Annotated in this window: 15 protein-coding genes; 5 read left to right on the forward strand and 10 right to left on the reverse strand. The window is 69.1% G+C overall.

What is annotated here, in order from left to right; genetic code table 11:
- Nucleotides 1-95: 95 nt before the first annotated feature.
- From GC106_RS29245 to GC106_RS29265, 5 genes are read right to left on the reverse strand one after another with little or no spacing between them, the layout of a single operon-like run.
- Nucleotides 96-1,307, reverse strand: a complete 1,212-nt coding sequence (locus GC106_RS29245; RefSeq protein WP_173137277.1) for an acyl-CoA dehydrogenase family protein — start codon at nt 1,305-1,307, stop codon at nt 96-98.
- On the reverse strand, nt 1,307-2,296 hold the full coding sequence (locus GC106_RS29250) for a phosphotransferase family protein (RefSeq protein ID WP_173137279.1): 990 nt from the start codon (nt 2,294-2,296) through the stop codon (nt 1,307-1,309). Before GC106_RS29250 ends, GC106_RS29245 begins: the two co-directional genes overlap by 1 nt.
- A complete protein-coding gene (locus GC106_RS29255; protein ID WP_173137281.1) occupies nt 2,293-2,745 on the reverse strand; it encodes a MaoC family dehydratase in 453 nt (150 codons plus the stop codon). Before GC106_RS29255 ends, GC106_RS29250 begins: the two co-directional genes overlap by 4 nt.
- A gap of 13 nt (nt 2,746-2,758) precedes the next feature.
- Entirely contained in the window at nt 2,759-3,508 is a 750-nt protein-coding gene (fabG, locus tag GC106_RS29260; RefSeq protein ID WP_173137283.1) for a 3-oxoacyl-ACP reductase FabG, read from the reverse strand.
- On the reverse strand, nt 3,505-4,104 hold the full coding sequence (locus GC106_RS29265; RefSeq protein WP_173137285.1) for a TetR/AcrR family transcriptional regulator: 600 nt from the start codon (nt 4,102-4,104) through the stop codon (nt 3,505-3,507). The genes fabG and GC106_RS29265 overlap by 4 nt, the downstream gene beginning before the upstream one ends.
- Nucleotides 4,105-4,202: 98 nt before the next feature.
- Here GC106_RS29265 and GC106_RS29270 point away from each other — a divergent pair, with 98 nt between their 5' ends.
- Nucleotides 4,203-4,985 (forward strand): enoyl-CoA hydratase-related protein, encoded by a 783-nt coding sequence (locus GC106_RS29270; RefSeq protein WP_173137287.1) that lies wholly within the window; start codon nt 4,203-4,205, stop codon nt 4,983-4,985.
- An 87-nt stretch (nt 4,986-5,072) separates the two neighbouring features.
- Here the strand turns inward: GC106_RS29270 and GC106_RS29275 are convergent, their stop codons facing one another.
- A complete protein-coding gene (locus GC106_RS29275) occupies nt 5,073-5,687 on the reverse strand; it encodes a TetR/AcrR family transcriptional regulator (protein WP_173137289.1) in 615 nt (204 codons plus the stop codon).
- Nucleotides 5,688-5,739: 52 nt separating this feature from the next.
- On the opposite strand from GC106_RS29275, the gene GC106_RS29280 reads away from it, so the two are divergent.
- From GC106_RS29280 to GC106_RS29295, 4 genes are all read left to right on the forward strand, one after another.
- Complete coding sequence (locus GC106_RS29280) at nt 5,740-6,492, forward strand: SDR family oxidoreductase (RefSeq protein ID WP_173137291.1); 753 nt, start codon at nt 5,740-5,742, stop codon at nt 6,490-6,492.
- Complete coding sequence (locus GC106_RS29285; RefSeq protein WP_173137293.1) at nt 6,489-7,265, forward strand: SDR family oxidoreductase; 777 nt, start codon at nt 6,489-6,491, stop codon at nt 7,263-7,265. Before GC106_RS29280 ends, GC106_RS29285 begins: the two co-directional genes overlap by 4 nt.
- Before the next feature lie 66 nt (nt 7,266-7,331).
- Nucleotides 7,332-8,642, forward strand: coding sequence for an MFS transporter (locus GC106_RS29290; RefSeq protein WP_173137295.1), 1,311 nt, complete (start codon nt 7,332-7,334; stop codon nt 8,640-8,642).
- Between the two features lie 14 nt (nt 8,643-8,656).
- Nucleotides 8,657-9,118: a DUF1203 domain-containing protein gene (locus GC106_RS29295; protein WP_173137297.1), complete on the forward strand. Its 462-nt coding sequence runs from the start codon at nt 8,657-8,659 to the stop codon at nt 9,116-9,118.
- Here the strand turns inward: GC106_RS29295 and ligA are convergent.
- From ligA to GC106_RS29315, 4 genes are all read right to left on the reverse strand, one after another.
- Complete coding sequence (gene ligA / locus GC106_RS29300; protein ID WP_173137299.1) at nt 9,115-11,229, reverse strand: NAD-dependent DNA ligase LigA; 2,115 nt, start codon at nt 11,227-11,229, stop codon at nt 9,115-9,117. The two genes, GC106_RS29295 and ligA, sit on opposite strands and share 4 nt — an antisense overlap.
- Before the next feature lie 10 nt (nt 11,230-11,239).
- Nucleotides 11,240-11,872, reverse strand: coding sequence for a hypothetical protein (locus tag GC106_RS29305; protein ID WP_173137301.1), 633 nt, complete (start codon nt 11,870-11,872; stop codon nt 11,240-11,242).
- A gap of 42 nt (nt 11,873-11,914) precedes the next feature.
- Nucleotides 11,915-12,814, reverse strand: coding sequence for a LysR family transcriptional regulator (locus GC106_RS29310; RefSeq protein ID WP_173137303.1), 900 nt, complete (start codon nt 12,812-12,814; stop codon nt 11,915-11,917).
- A 561-nt stretch (nt 12,815-13,375) separates the two neighbouring features.
- Nucleotides 13,376-13,681 (reverse strand): hypothetical protein, encoded by a 306-nt coding sequence (locus tag GC106_RS29315; RefSeq protein ID WP_173137305.1) that lies wholly within the window; start codon nt 13,679-13,681, stop codon nt 13,376-13,378.
- Between the last annotated feature and the right edge of the window lie 5 nt (nt 13,682-13,686).

The following is a 13,686-nucleotide window of genomic DNA, read 5'->3' on the forward strand; positions in this document are numbered from 1 at the left end:
ACGAAATGACGGTGACGTTCTCGTGCCCGCGCGCAGGACGAAAGAGGCGCTGACGCGAGGCTGCTGGGCTTGCGCCCAACAGCCTCGCGGTTACGTCAGCGGGTGTACTTCGCCAGTTCCCGCCGGGCCAGTGAGCGCTTGTGCACCTCGTCCGGTCCGTCGGCCAGTCGCAGGGTCCGGGCGTGTGCCCACAGCGACGCCAGGGGCGTGTCCTGGCTGACGCCGCCCGCTCCGTGGGCTTGGATCGCCTTGTCGAGGATCCATTCCACCTGGATCGGCGTGGCGATCTTGATCGACTGGATTTCGGTGTGCGCGCCCTGGTTGCCGACGGTGTCCATCAGCCACGCCGTCTTCAGGACGAGAAGCCGCAACTGCTCCACGCGGACCCGTGCCTCCGCGATCCAGTCCTGCACGACGCCTTGCTGTGCGATGGGTTTGCCGAATGCCGTGCGGGACACGGTTCGCTTGCACATCAGCTCGATCGCGCGTTCGGCCATGCCGATCAGGCGCATGCAGTGGTGGATCCGGCCGGGGCCGAGGCGGGCCTGGGCGATCGCGAAGCCGCCGCCCTCCTCGCCGATCAGGTTCTCCGCCGGCACGCGCACGTCGTCGAACTCGATCTCGGCGTGACCGCCGTGATCGCCGTCGGTGTAACCGAAGACGTGCATGCCGCGCTTGATCGTCATGCCGGGCGTGTCCCGTGGCACGAGGATCATGCTCTGCTGGCGATGGGGTTCGCCGTCGGGATCGGTCTTGCCCATCACGATGAAGATCTGGCAGCGCGGGTTCATCGCGCCCGAGATGAACCACTTGCGGCCGTTGATCACGTAGTCGCCGCCGTCCCGGGTGATGCGGGTGGCGATGTTGCGGGCGTCGGAGGACGCCACGTCCGGCTCGGTCATCGCGAACGCCGAACGGATCTCGCCCTCCAGCAACGGGTGCAGCCACTGCTTGCGCTGCTGCTCGGTGCCGAACATCGCGAGCACTTCCATGTTGCCGGTGTCCGGCGCCGCGCAGTTCAGCGCGGCCGGTGCCAGGTGCGGGCTGCGGCCGGTGATCTCCGCGAGCGGCGCGTACTGCAGGTTCGTCAGGCCCGCGCCGTGCTCACCGGGCAGGAAGAAGTTCCACAGGCCGCGCTCGCGCGCCTCCCGCTTCAGGTCCTCGACCACCGGCGGCGGGCTCCACGGGTCGTCCGACGAGGACACCTGCTCCTCGAAGACCGCCTCCGCCGGGTACACGAACTCGTCCATGAAGGCCAGCAGCCGCTGCCGGAGTTCCTCGGTGCGGGCGTCGTAGCCGAAGTCCATCAGTTCTCCTTGAGGGTGGCGTTGCCCTGCGCGACGACCGGTTCGACGAGCGCGCCGACCCGGTCGAAGCCGTGGCCCACGGTCTTGCCCTGGCTGAACCGGTAGTAGATGCCCTCGGTGATCACCGCGAGCTTGAAGAACGAGAACGCGATGTACCAGTCCAAGTTGGACACATCGCGGCCGGTGCGCCGGGCGTAGTGGTCGACCACCTCGTCGGTGCCCGGGTAGCCCGGCGCGCCGCTGACGTTGGCGATCACCGAGTCGTCCGGCGCCTCGCGGGTGGCGTACGCGACCGTCAGGCCGAGGTCCGCCAGCGGGTCGCCCAGCGTGGACATCTCCCAGTCGAGCACCGCGGTGATCCTGTCGTCCAGCACCAGCGTGTTGTCCAGCCGGTAGTCGCCGTGCAGGATCGTCGCCTCGGTGGACGACGGCAACCGCTCGGCCAGCCGGGACTGCAACCGGTCGATGCCCGGCAGGTCACGGCTGCGGGAGGCGTCCAGTTGCTTGCCCCAGCGCCGCAACTGGCGCTCCAGATAGCCCTCCGGCCTGCCGAAGTCCGCCAAGCCGACCGAGGCCGGGTCGACGGCGTGCAGGTCGGCCAGCGTGTCGATCAACGAGAACGCGATCGCCCTGGTCCGTTCCGGGCCGAGCTTGCCGAGCTCGTCCCGGCTGCGGTACGGGGTCCCGGGCATGAACTCCATGACGTAGAACGGCGCGCCGAGCACTTCGGTGTCCTCGCAGAGCAACAGCGTGCCCGGCACCGGCACCGCGGTGTCCTTCAACGCCGTGATCACGCGGTACTCGCGCTTCATGTCATGCGCGGTGGGCAGCACGTGCCCGAGCGGTGGCCTGCGCACGACCCATTTCCGCGTGCCGTCGGTGACCACATAGGTCAGGTTCGACCGGCCGCCCTCGATCAGCTCGGCCGACAGCGGCCCGTCGCCGAGCTTGCCCCGCAGCTTGTCAAGGTCCAGCCCCGGCAGGCTCATCGGACGATCCTGCTGACGATCTCGGCCACACAGGCCGGCTTGTCGCCGCCCTCGATCTCCACGGTGACCTTGGTGACGGCCTGCATGCCGCCCGGCACGTCGGTGATGTCGACCAGCTCCGACGTGGCCCGGACCCGCGAGCCGACCCGGACCGGCGACGGGAACCGGACCTTGTTCGAGCCGTAGTTCACCACCATGGTGACGTTCTCGATCTTGTAGATGTCCTTGACCAGCACCGGGACCAGCGACAGCGTCAGGTACCCGTGCGCGATCGGGCCGCCGAACGGCCCGGCCTTCGCCTTCTCCACGTCCACGTGGATCCACTGGTGGTCACCGGTCGCGTCGGCGAACAGGTTCACCGCCTCCTGGGTGATCTCCCGCCACTCACCGGTGCCGAGCACCTCGCCCTTGGCCGCGGCCAGCTCGTCGACGTCCTTGAAAACCCGCATCGGCGTTGTCCTTTCAGTCCGTCGGCCCGCCGGCCGCGTACACGACCTGGCCGGAGATGAACCCGGCGCCCTCGCTGACGAAGAACGACACCAGGTGTGCGATGTCCTCCGGCTCGCCGACCCGGCGCACCGGGATCGCCTGCGCGGCACCGGCCTTGAAGTCCTCGAAGGACACGCCCAGCCGCTCGGCGGTCGCGGCGGTCATGTCCGTCGCGATGAAGCCGGGCGCGATGGCGTTGACCGTGACGCCGAACTTGCCGAGCTCGATCGCCAGCGTCTTGGTGAAGCCCTGCAGGCCCGCCTTGGCGGCGGAGTAGTTGGCCTGGCCGCGGTTGCCCAGCGCGGACGTGCTGGACAGGTTGACGATCCGGCCCCACTTCTGCTCGGTCATGTACTTCTGCGCCGCGCGGCTCATCAGGAACGAGCCGCGCAGGTGCACGCCGATCACCGAGTCCCAGTCCGCGTCGGTCATCTTGAACAGCAGGTTGTCCCGGGTGATCCCGGCGTTGTTCACCAGGACGACCGGCGGGCCGAGCTCGTCGGCGATCTTCGCGACCGTGGCCTCGACCTGCTCGGTGTCGCTCACGTCGACGCTCAGCCCGATCGCCTTGCCGCCGTCGGCCGTGATCGCGGCGGCGCCCTCCTGCACACCGGCCTCGTCCAGGTCCAGCAGCGCGACGGCGAACCCGTCGGACGCCAGCCTGCGTGCGACGGCCGCCCCGATGCCGCGGGCGGCGCCGGTGACGATCGCGACCTTGGTCATTGGCTCTCCTTCAGTGATGTCAACAGCAGATCGGCATAGTGATCGGCGATTTGCGACGGCGAGAGACGCCCGTTGCGGCGGTACCACACACCGAGGTGGTGCACGGACCCGAAGAAGTAGTCCACCACCAGGTCGGCGGGCACGTCGGTGCGGAAGTCGCCGTCGCGCTGGCCTTCCTCGACCAACGACCGGAACCGCTCGTGGTACTTGCGCCGTTCGGCCCGCACGGACCGCTGCTTGGCCGGGCTGAGCTGGTGCATGGACTGGGTGAAGATCCGGAAGTCGTCCAGGTTCTCGATGGTGGTGACCACGACGTCGGCGGCCGCGGCCCGGACCCGGTCCGGCGCGGGCGCTTCGCTGGCCGCGAACTTCTCCAGCCGGTCGGTCTGGTCGCGCAGCACCCGGGCGTAGATCTCGTGCAGCAGGTCGTCCTTGGAGCCGAAGTAGTGGTACATCGCGCCCTTGGTGACGCCAGCGGCCTCGACGATCTCCTGGACCGAGGTGCGGTCGAACCCCTGCTTGGCGAACAGCCTGGTGGCCTCGGCGAGCAACCGGTCGTCCACTCCGGACGCGGTGTTGGCCGGCCTGCGTGCCATCGTCGGCTACCTCCGTATTCCCAGACACGGCAACCATACCGCTCGGTATGTGATCGGCAAACCTCGACGTGATCTAAGCAACCGCTTAGCATGTCGGCATGACACTCGAGGACGGCGTGCGCTACTCGGTGGCCGAGGGCGTGGCGACCGTGACTTTCGACCGGCCGGACCGCAACAACGCGATGAACCTGGCCATGGAACGGCGGTACGGCGAGGTCCTGCGTGCCCTGGAGGCCGACACGGGGGTGCGCGCCATCGTCGTCACCGGCGCGGGCAAGGCCTTCTGTCCCGGCGCCGACCTCGACGTCCTCGCCGGTGAGATCCCCGCGGGCGGGATCGACTTCCAGGTCGAGCACGTCCAGTCGGCGGCGTTCGTCGGCAAGCCCGTGATCGCGGCCGTCAACGGCGGCTGCGCGGGTCTCGGCTTCGTCATCGCGTGCACCGCCGACATCCGGTTCGCGGCGGCGGGCGCGAAGTTCACCACCGCGTTCGCGCGGCGCGGCCTGATCGCGGAGTACGGCATCGCGCAGCTCCTGCCCGCCCTCGTCGGCCGTGGCCGGGCCATGGACCTGCTGCTTTCCGGGCGGACGTTCACCGCCGAGGACGCTCTGGCGTACGGCCTGGTCCAGGAGGTCCACCCGGCCGAGGAGTTGCTGGGCGCCGCGCTGGCGTACGCGACCGAGCTGGCGACATACAGCGCGCCGAGGTCGATGGCCGTGATGAAACGGCAGATCCTCGACGAGGCGGCGATCCCGCTGGCCGAGTCGGGTGACCGCGCGGCGGAGCTGATGAACGAGTCGTTCCGGCACCCGGAATCGAAGGAGGGCGTGCTGAGCTGGCTGGAACGGCGTCCGCCGCGGTTCCCGCCCTACCCCGCCTGACGCCGGCGCGCTGTGAGGTGAGCAACCGCTTAGTATGCAGACTCGGGTACCGACTGGTAGGTATGCCTACTGGACAACGGGAATTGCCTAGTGGGCAGAGGAGCCGAGCATGCGCAGCACGAGGGTGGCGTACTCGCGCCCCAGCGCCTTCGGCGTCTTGCGCGCGCGCTCGCTGTACCACCGCGCCACGTCGATGCCCAGCGAGAGCACGGCGCGCGCGGCGAGCTTCTCGTCCGGGACCGTGAAGGAACCGTCCCGGACACCTTCCGCGATCAGGCCCTGGACGGCCTGCTCGATCCGGCGGCGCAGGGCCGCGACGACGGCGTATTCCTCCTCCGGGAGGGAACGCAGTTCGTACTGCACGACACGGGCCACGACGTGGCGCTTGGCGTGCCACTCGACGAACCTCCCGACCAGCGCGCGCATCCGGTCGACCGGCGAGCCGGCCTGGCCGATCACGTCCTGCACCATGGCGAGCGTCTGTTCGTGGCCACCACGGCTGATCTCGTACAACAGCGCGACCTTGGACGGGAAGTGCACGTACAGCGCCGCGGGGCTCATGCCCGCCGCGGTGGCGATGTCCCTGGTCGTGGTGGCGTGGAAGCCGACGGCGGCGAACGACTCGACCGCGGCGGACATCAGCCGCCTGGCCGCCTCCGGCCTGACCTCCGGCCACAGGTCGGCGGGTAGTGACATCGACATACCAGGAACACTAGCCGCACGCTAAGCGCGTGCTTAGGAAAGGACGGCCGTTGTGACGTCGTTCAAGGACCGGGTGGCGATCATCACCGGCGCCAGCCGCGGCATCGGCCTCGGCATCGCGAAGGAGCTGACCGAGCGCGGCGCGAAGGTGTGCATCACCGCGCGCAAGCCGGAGGCGCTCGAAGAGGCCGCCGCCGGGCTCGGCGGCCCGGACCGGGCGATCTTCGTGCCTGGCAAGGCCGACGACACCGACCACCAGGACGAGGCGATCGCCCGCACGATGGAGGCGTTCGGCCGGGTCGACATGCTGGTCAACAACACCGGCATCAACCCGGTGTTCGGCCCGACGGTGGACATCGACCCGGGCGCGGCCGCCAAGATCCTGGCGGTGAACGTGCTCGCGCCGCTGTCGTGGACCCGCAAGGCCCGCGACGCGTGGATGGGTGAGCACGGCGGCTCGATCGTGAACGTGGCCTCGATCGCCGGGCTGCGCGCGTCGCCCGGCATCGGTTTGTACGGCGTCAGCAAGGCGGCACTGATCAGGCTGACCATGGAACTGGCCGTCGACCTGGGCCCGGGCATCCGGGTGAACGCGGTGGCGCCCGCGATCGTGAAGACGAAGTTCGCCGGTGCGCTGATCCAGGACAACGAAGAGGCCATCTCCCAGGCCTACCCGCTGAAGCGGCTCGGTGTCCCGGCCGACGTCGCCGGCGCGGTGGCGTTCCTGCTGTCCGAGGAGGCCGGCTGGATCACCGGCCAGACGATCGTGCTCGACGGCGGCGTGTCCCTCGGCGGTGGCCTGTGAGCTTCGAACTGAAGGACTCCGGCGTCGTCATCACCGGCGCCGGACGCGGCATCGGCGCCGCGTTGGCACGGAAGTTCAAGTCCTCGGGCGCCCGGCTGGTCGTGGCCGATGTGGACAGCTCGGTCGAGTCTGTCGCCGCCGAACTGGGGGCGCACGCGGTCGTCGGTGACGCGGCCAGTGAAGAAGGCGTCTCGCGGCTGGTCGCGGAAGCCCGTTCGGTGCTCGGCGAGATCGACATGTACTGCGCCAATGCCGGAATCGCGCCGATGGGCGGCCCGGACGCGACCGAGGAGGACTGGGCGCGGACCTGGGACGTGAACGTGATGTCGCACGTCCGCGCGGCCCGCGCGCTGTTGCCGGACTGGCTCGAGCGCGGCCGCGGGCACTTCCTGGCGACCGTGTCGGCGGCCGGACTGCTGACCAGCCTCGGCTCAGCGTCCTATTCGGTCACGAAGCACGGCGCGCTGGCGTTCGCCGAGTGGTTGCTCGCGACGTACAAGCACCGCGGGATCGGCGTGCAAGCCATTTGCCCGCAAGGGGTCCGTACCCAGATGCTGGAGAACACGGGACCACGCGGCAAGTTCCTGATGGACGAAAGCGCGATCACGGCCGAGCAGGTCGCCGACACGGTGGTGGAGGCCCTGCGCGGCGACTCGTTCCTGATCCTGCCGCATCCGGAGGTCGCCGGGTACTACGCGGCCCGGGCGACCCAGACCGACCGCTGGCTCGGCGGGATGAACAAGCTGCAACGCAAGCTGGAAGAGCTCCGTTGACGCCATACTAAGCGGTCGCTAACGTCAGACGTGCAAAGCCCCTTCGTCGCAACGGAGTTGAGGCTCATGGACAGCGACGTCCGGCATCGGCGGCGGATCGCGACCGCGGCGGGTCTGGCAGCGGCGGTCGAGTGGTACGACTACTTCATCTTCGGTGTGGCGGCCGCGCTGGTGTTCGGCCGCCAGTTCTACCCGGCCGACGATCCGGTCGCCGGCGTGCTGGCGTCGTTCGCGACGTTCGCGGTCGGGTTCGCCGCACGGCCGATCGGCGGCATCATCGCAGGTCACCTGGGCGACAAGCGGGGCCGTAAGCCGATGCTGGTCGCCGCGTTGGTGATCATGAGCCTGGCGACGACGGCGATCGGGCTGCTGCCGACGTACCAGTCGATCGGGATCGCCGCGCCCGTCCTGCTGGTGGTGCTGCGGGTGCTGCAGGGCCTCGCGGTCGGCGCCCAGTGGGGCGGTGCGATGTTGCTGGCGGCGGAGTACGCGCCTGCCGGGAAACGCGGCCTGTACAGCAGTTTTGTCCAGCTCGGCGTGCCGATCGGCGTCGTGCTGGCCAATACCGTGTTCCTGCTCGCGGTTCAGGTCACCGGCGCGGGCTTCACTTCGTGGGGCTGGCGGATTCCTTTCCTGGTCGGCATTCTGGTGCTCGCCCTGGCGTGGTACATCCACGCTCGCGTGGAGGAGACGCCGGAATTCCGTGCGGCAGAGGCAAAGCTGGCGTCCGAGGAGAAACGCGGCTCACCGCTGGCCGTGGTGCTGCGCAACCACCTCGGCACGGTGTTGCTCGCCGGCGGGTCGTTCGCGGTCAACACGGCGACGTTCTACATCCTGCTCACCGGCGTGCTCGACTACGCCACCCGGCATCTGGGGCTGCCCCGCGGGCCCGTTCTGACCATCACGATCCTTGTCAGCCTGACCCAGTTCGTGGTGATTCCGTTGTCCGCCAAGCTGTCCGACCGGATTCCGCGGATCAGGATCTACGCGTTCGGCGCGGCCGGGATCATGGTGTGGGCGGTGCCGATGTTCCTGCTGATCGACACCGCGAACTACTTCTGGATCGTCGTCGCCGCGCTCGTGGCCAGCACGTTCCTCAGCATCATGTACGGCCCGCAAGCCGCGCTGTTCGCCGAGCTCTTCACCCCCGAGATGCGCTACACCGGCGCCTCCCTCGGCTACCAGATCAGCGCGGTCCTCGGCGGCGGCCTGGCGCCGTTCGTCATGGTGCTGCTGCTGGAGTCGACCGGCACGTCGATGTCGGTGTCGGCGTACATCATCGTGCTGGCGATCATCGCGCTGGCGTCGATCGCCGTCCTCGCGCGCAGGGCAAGGATGCGAGGGCCGGAAACCGCCAGCGCCGATGCCGGTTCCTGAGCACCCTTCGGGACATGGAGATTCGGTACACGGCGATCCCGGCCGAGCGCCTGGCCGCGATGCGTGAGGCGGGCGAGGACGAGTTCGGCAACAAGTGGCAGCCGCGGGTCGCGGAGGGCTGGGAGCCGCTGCGGTGCTGCCTGCGCAAGGCCTCAGTGGACGAGGACATCGCCCTGATCTGTTACACGCCTTGGGACGAGCCGAGCCCGTGGATGGAGGCCGGGCCGGTGTTCGTGCACCACGAGGCCTGCGCCGGGTACCCGGACACGGGCGAGTACCCGGCGCTGTTCCGGCACAACAAGGCGATCCTGAACCCGTTCGACCACAGCGGGGCACGGGCCTACGACCACATCACGTTCCTCGGCCCCGAGGACGATCACCTGGCTGCCTTGGCGAACGTGCTGAGCCAGCCGGACGTGGCGTACGTCCACGTCCGGAGCGGCTCAGCGGGCTGCTTCCACTTCCTGGCGACCTAGGCTTCCTCCGCGCCGATCGTGGCGATCTCGGTGGCGGCTTCCGGCCCCTGGTCGAGCAGGACCCGGAAGCCGTCCTCGTCGAGGACCGGCACCTTGAGCTGGACGGCCTTGTCGTACTTGGAGCCCGGTGAGTCACCGACGACCACGAAGGACGTCTTCTTGGAGACCGAGCCGACGGCCTTGCCGCCGCGCGCGATGATGGCCTCCTTGGCCTCGTCGCGTGACAGCGTCGGCAGCGTTCCGGTGACCACAATGGACAGGCCCTGGAGGTTACGCGGGACGGACTCGTCCCGCTCGTCCGCCATCTTCACGCCGGCCTGACGCCAGCGTTCGACGACGTCCCGGTGCCAGTCGACGGCCCACCAGTCCCGCAACGCGGTGGCGATCGTCGGCCCGACGCCCTCCGCGGCGGCCAGCTCCTCGTCGGTGGCCGAGAAGATCCGGTCGAGCGAGCCGAACTCCACCGCCAGCGCCCTGGCCGCGGTCGGGCCGACGTGCCGGATCGACAACGCGACCAGGACCCGCCACAGCGGACGCTCCTTGGCCTCACGGAGGTTCTGGGCCAGCTTGACGCCGTTAGCGGACAGCTCGCCGGAGATCGTGCGGAACAGCTCGACTTGCTTGAGCTTCTCCTCGTCCAGGTCGAACAGGTCCGCCTCGTTGTCGTAGACGGCCGAGTTGACCAACGCGGTGGCGCTTTCGTAGCCGAGCACCTCGATGTCCAGCGCGTTGCGGCTGCCGATGTAGTCCAGCCGTTCGCGCAGCTGACCAGGGCAGTACTGGGCGTTGGGGCAGCGGATGTCGACGTCCGCTTCCTTCTCGGGACGCAGCAGGGTGCCGCACTCTGGGCACGACACCGGCATGACGAACTCGTGCTCGTCGCCTGTCCGCGCGTCGATGACCGGGCCGAGGATCTGCGGGATCACGTCACCGGCCTTGTGCAGCACGATTCGGTCGCCGATCAGCACGCCCTTGCGCTTGACCTCGCTGGCGTTGTGCAGCGTCGCGCGGGCGACCGTCGACCCGGCGACCGACACGGGCTCGACGACCGCGTACGGCGTGACCCGGCCGGTGCGGCCGACGTTGACCCGGATGTCGAGCAGCTTGGTGGTGACCTCTTCCGGCGGGTACTTGAACGCGATCGCCCAGCGTGGCGCGCGTGACGTGGTGCCGAGGCGCCGCTGGAGGGGCACCTCGTCCACCTTGATCACGATGCCGTCGATCTCGTGCTCGGCGTCGTGCCGGTGCTCCTCCCAGTACTTGATGAAGTCGTTGACTTCCTGGTGCGTGGACAGCACCTTGGTGTGCGTCGAGACCGGCAGGCCCCACGCCCGCAGGGCCTCGTACGAGTGCGACTGGCGGTCCAGCTCGAAGCCCTCGCGTTTGCCCAGGCCGTGGCAGATCAGCCGGAGCTTGCGGCTCGCGGTGATGCTCGGGTCCTTCTGCCGCAAGGAGCCCGCCGCGGTGTTGCGCGGGTTGGCGTACACCTGTTTGCCGGCCTCGGCCTGCTTGGCGTTCAGTTCGAGGAAGTCCTCGACCCGGAAGAACACCTCGCCACGGACCTCGACCAGCTTGGGCACCGGGTACTCGTCGGTGCCGGTCAGCGTCTCCGGCACGTCCCTGAGCGTGCGGACGTTCAACGTGACGTCCTCACCCGTGCGCCCATCACCCCTGGTCAGACCGCGGACCAGGCGACCGTCCCGGTAGAGCAGGTTGATCGCCAGGCCGTCGATCTTCAGCTCGCAGAGGTAGTGCGCGGCGTCGCCGACCTCCTTGGCGACCCGGTCGAACCACGAGTTCATCTCGTCGGCGTTGAACGCGTTGTCCAGGCTGAGCATGCGTTCGAGGTGGTCGACCGCGGTGAACTCGGTCGAGAACGTGCCGCCGACCTGCTGCGTGGGCGAGTCGGGAGTGGCGAGCGCGGGGTGCCGCTCCTCGAGCGCCGCCAGCTCGCGCAGCAGTTTGTCGAACTCCGCGTCGCTGACCGTGGGCGAATCCAGCACGTAGTAGCGGAACTGGTGGCCGCGGATCTCCTCGGCTAGCTCCGCGTGGCGCGTGCGGACATCGCCCGGTACGTCTTCGAGGCCTTCTGCTTCATCGGTGCTGGTCACGTCCCGGAGACTAGCCCAGCCCTCTGACAATTTCGCGCAGCTCCAGCAGCCCCATCGAGCCCTGTGGTTCGGCTTCGGCGGTCTCCACGCGACGGAGACGTTCGCCGGCGAGCCGTTCACCGAGAGTGGCGTCGAGCGGGAGATAAGTCAGCGCCTCGCGAGCGGCCGGCTCAAGCTCGACGAACTTCGGGTGGTGCACGGCGACGTCGACGACGCCCTCGGCCTCGTCCACCTGGACCGCGACCCGGACGTCGGCGAGGGGGATGCGGTGGGTCCCCAGGTTGACCGTGACCTCCGTCGGGTCGGGCACAGGCGGAACCGAGTCGTGGTACTCCCAGATGGCGTCCTCAGGCGGCGCGGCGGCTTTCCAGGCGTCGGTGAACGGCCGCAGCTCGGGGTCCTCCTGGCCGGAGATCACCAGGGCGTAGATGGCGCGCTGGCCGCGTTCGAGCGAAAAGTGCAGCTGAGGGTGCACGACGGCGACGAGCTCACACAGGTCGTTCTCGACCCGGTTCGGCTCGCGGTCGCCCAACGCCGCGCTGACGGTCGGCAGGAGTTCGGCCCAGCCGCGCCAGAACTGCGCCGCCGCGGCGGCGGGGTCACGGACGGGCTCGGGCTCGGGACGTCGGCGGAACCACTTCACTCACGACAACCTATCTGTCCTCATCCGCGCCCACCCGGGGAATCAACCACTCGATGCGCGCAGCGCGACCGCGAGCAGTTCGGCGGCCGAGCCGAGCAGGCGGCGTCCACCAGGCCACACGGCGCGAAGTTGCCTGCGCAAGTCGAGGCCGTCCACGGTGACCTCGACGAGCCGTCCTTCGGAGAGGTCGGCGTCGACCGCGAGCACGCTGAGCACCGCGGGCCCGGCACCGTCGACGACCGCGCTGCGTACCGCGGTTGTCGATCCGAGCTCCGCCACTGGATGGAGATCGCCTACCTTGGCGCGTTTGAGCGCCCTTTCCAAGGTTTCCCGCGTTCCCGAGCCGCGCTCGCGTACGACCAACGGCGTCTCCGTCAGGTCCGCCGCGCTGAGGGGTTTACGGCGCCGTGCCCAGGGATGGTTCGGCGGCACGACGACGGCCAGGCGGTCCGACGCCACACGTCGTGCGGACAGCTCGGCGGGCACGGTCGGCGATTCGACGAACCCGAGGTCCACCTCACCACCGCGGACGAGATCGCACACCAGGCTGGAGTTGGTCACGACAAGCCCGACATACAGGTCTTTCCTGGCCCTGCGCAGCTCACCGATCCAACCGGGCGCGAGGTGCTCCGCGACCGTCAGGCTCGCCGCCACCCGCAGCTCGGCGGCGCGCCTGGATCGCAACGCCTCAGCGCCGGTGACCAGGACGTTCAGTTCGTCGAGGACACGCCTGGCCCAGTCGGTGACCACTCGCCCGTCCGGCGTCAGCGCCGAACCCCGCCGGGTCCGGTCGACCAGCGCGAGCCCGAACTTCCGCTCGAGGCTGGCCAGCCGCTTGCTCGCCGAGGGCTGCGCGATGCCCAGTTTGGCCGCCGCCCTGCCGATGCTGCCCATCTCCCCGACCAGCACCAACAGGCGCAACGACGCCAGATCCGGAGTCATAGCCGAAGGGTATGACCTTCGCGGGTCGGCGGAGAACCCCTACCGTCCACACGAGCCGATCGGCGGACAGCACGGCCCGATCAGGGGTGGCGTGGTGCATGGGCGCGGCGAGCTCATGGTGCCGGAAAGTGCGTTTCAGGGTGTCGGAAAGTGCGTTTCAGGGTGCCGGAAAGTGCGTTTCAGGGTGCCGGAAAGTGCGTTTCAGGGTGCCGGAACGGAGGACACGGGGCCGGTCCTGAGTGGACGGCCGGTCACCCGGTCGCCTGGCCATGCGGCTCAGGGGCAGATGCGGGGGCATTGGCGGGGCAAAATGCCCTGGCGTTGCTGTCCCAGGCTGACGCGCTGATAGATCGACTCCCGCCAGAGGACGAGTTGCCGTCGTGGGGCTACTGGTACACGCCGTCGTTCTTCTTGGGGAACCGCGGATTTGCGCTTCGGGCGCTCGGAGACTTGAGCGGGGCTCGTACTGCGGCGCGTGAATGTCTCGCCGCCATGCCCCGGGAGTGGGCTGGGTTTGAGTGGGGAGAGCGACGGCGGCGGCTTGCGGAGGAGTGAAGCTGCCTATGTGGACGGTTTGCCGTCGATGTACTCCTGCGGGTCGAGGATGGGTGGGCCGAAGAGCTCGTGGATGTGGCGGCGGGTCCAGGCGCGGGAGTGCCTGTCTGCCGTGTGCCACCGGCGCGGCGTGCGGCGCCGGTGGCAGCGAGGTTCCTCGATCAGTACACGGTAGTACGGGCAGTCGCAGTCGCATTGGCACAGTTCGCGCTGTAGCCGGCAGAACTTCGTCTCCCAGTTGTCGACGCCGAGGGCGTGCTCGCCGGACACACACTTGCCGCAGTAGTGCATCCGCTGGCTGGATAAAGCCATCATCG

The organism is Kibdelosporangium persicum (genome assembly GCF_013280595.1).
In the GTDB taxonomy this organism is placed as follows: Bacteria; Actinomycetota; Actinomycetes; order Mycobacteriales; family Pseudonocardiaceae; genus Kibdelosporangium; species Kibdelosporangium persicum.

Bases quoted from the DNA above. Each gene is read 5' to 3' on its own strand.
- GC106_RS29245 (WP_173137277.1), bottom strand. From the start codon at position 1,307: ATGGACTTCGGCTACGACGCCCGCACCGAGGAACTCCGGCAGCGGCTG.
- GC106_RS29295 (WP_173137297.1), top strand. From the start codon at position 8,657: ATGGAGATTCGGTACACGGCGATCCCGGCCGAGCGCCTGGCCGCGATG.
- fabG (WP_173137283.1), bottom strand. From the start codon at position 3,508: ATGACCAAGGTCGCGATCGTCACCGGCGCCGCCCGCGGCATCGGGGCG.
- GC106_RS29290 (WP_173137295.1), top strand. From the start codon at position 7,332: ATGGACAGCGACGTCCGGCATCGGCGGCGGATCGCGACCGCGGCGGGT.
- GC106_RS29255 (WP_173137281.1), bottom strand. From the start codon at position 2,745: ATGCGGGTTTTCAAGGACGTCGACGAGCTGGCCGCGGCCAAGGGCGAG.
- GC106_RS29270 (WP_173137287.1), top strand. From the start codon at position 4,203: ATGACACTCGAGGACGGCGTGCGCTACTCGGTGGCCGAGGGCGTGGCG.
- GC106_RS29265 (WP_173137285.1), bottom strand. From the start codon at position 4,104: ATGGCACGCAGGCCGGCCAACACCGCGTCCGGAGTGGACGACCGGTTG.
- GC106_RS29250 (WP_173137279.1), bottom strand. From the start codon at position 2,296: ATGAGCCTGCCGGGGCTGGACCTTGACAAGCTGCGGGGCAAGCTCGGC.
- GC106_RS29310 (WP_173137303.1), bottom strand. From the start codon at position 12,814: ATGACTCCGGATCTGGCGTCGTTGCGCCTGTTGGTGCTGGTCGGGGAG.
- GC106_RS29275 (WP_173137289.1), bottom strand. From the start codon at position 5,687: ATGTCGATGTCACTACCCGCCGACCTGTGGCCGGAGGTCAGGCCGGAG.
- GC106_RS29315 (WP_173137305.1), bottom strand. From the start codon at position 13,681: ATGGCTTTATCCAGCCAGCGGATGCACTACTGCGGCAAGTGTGTGTCC.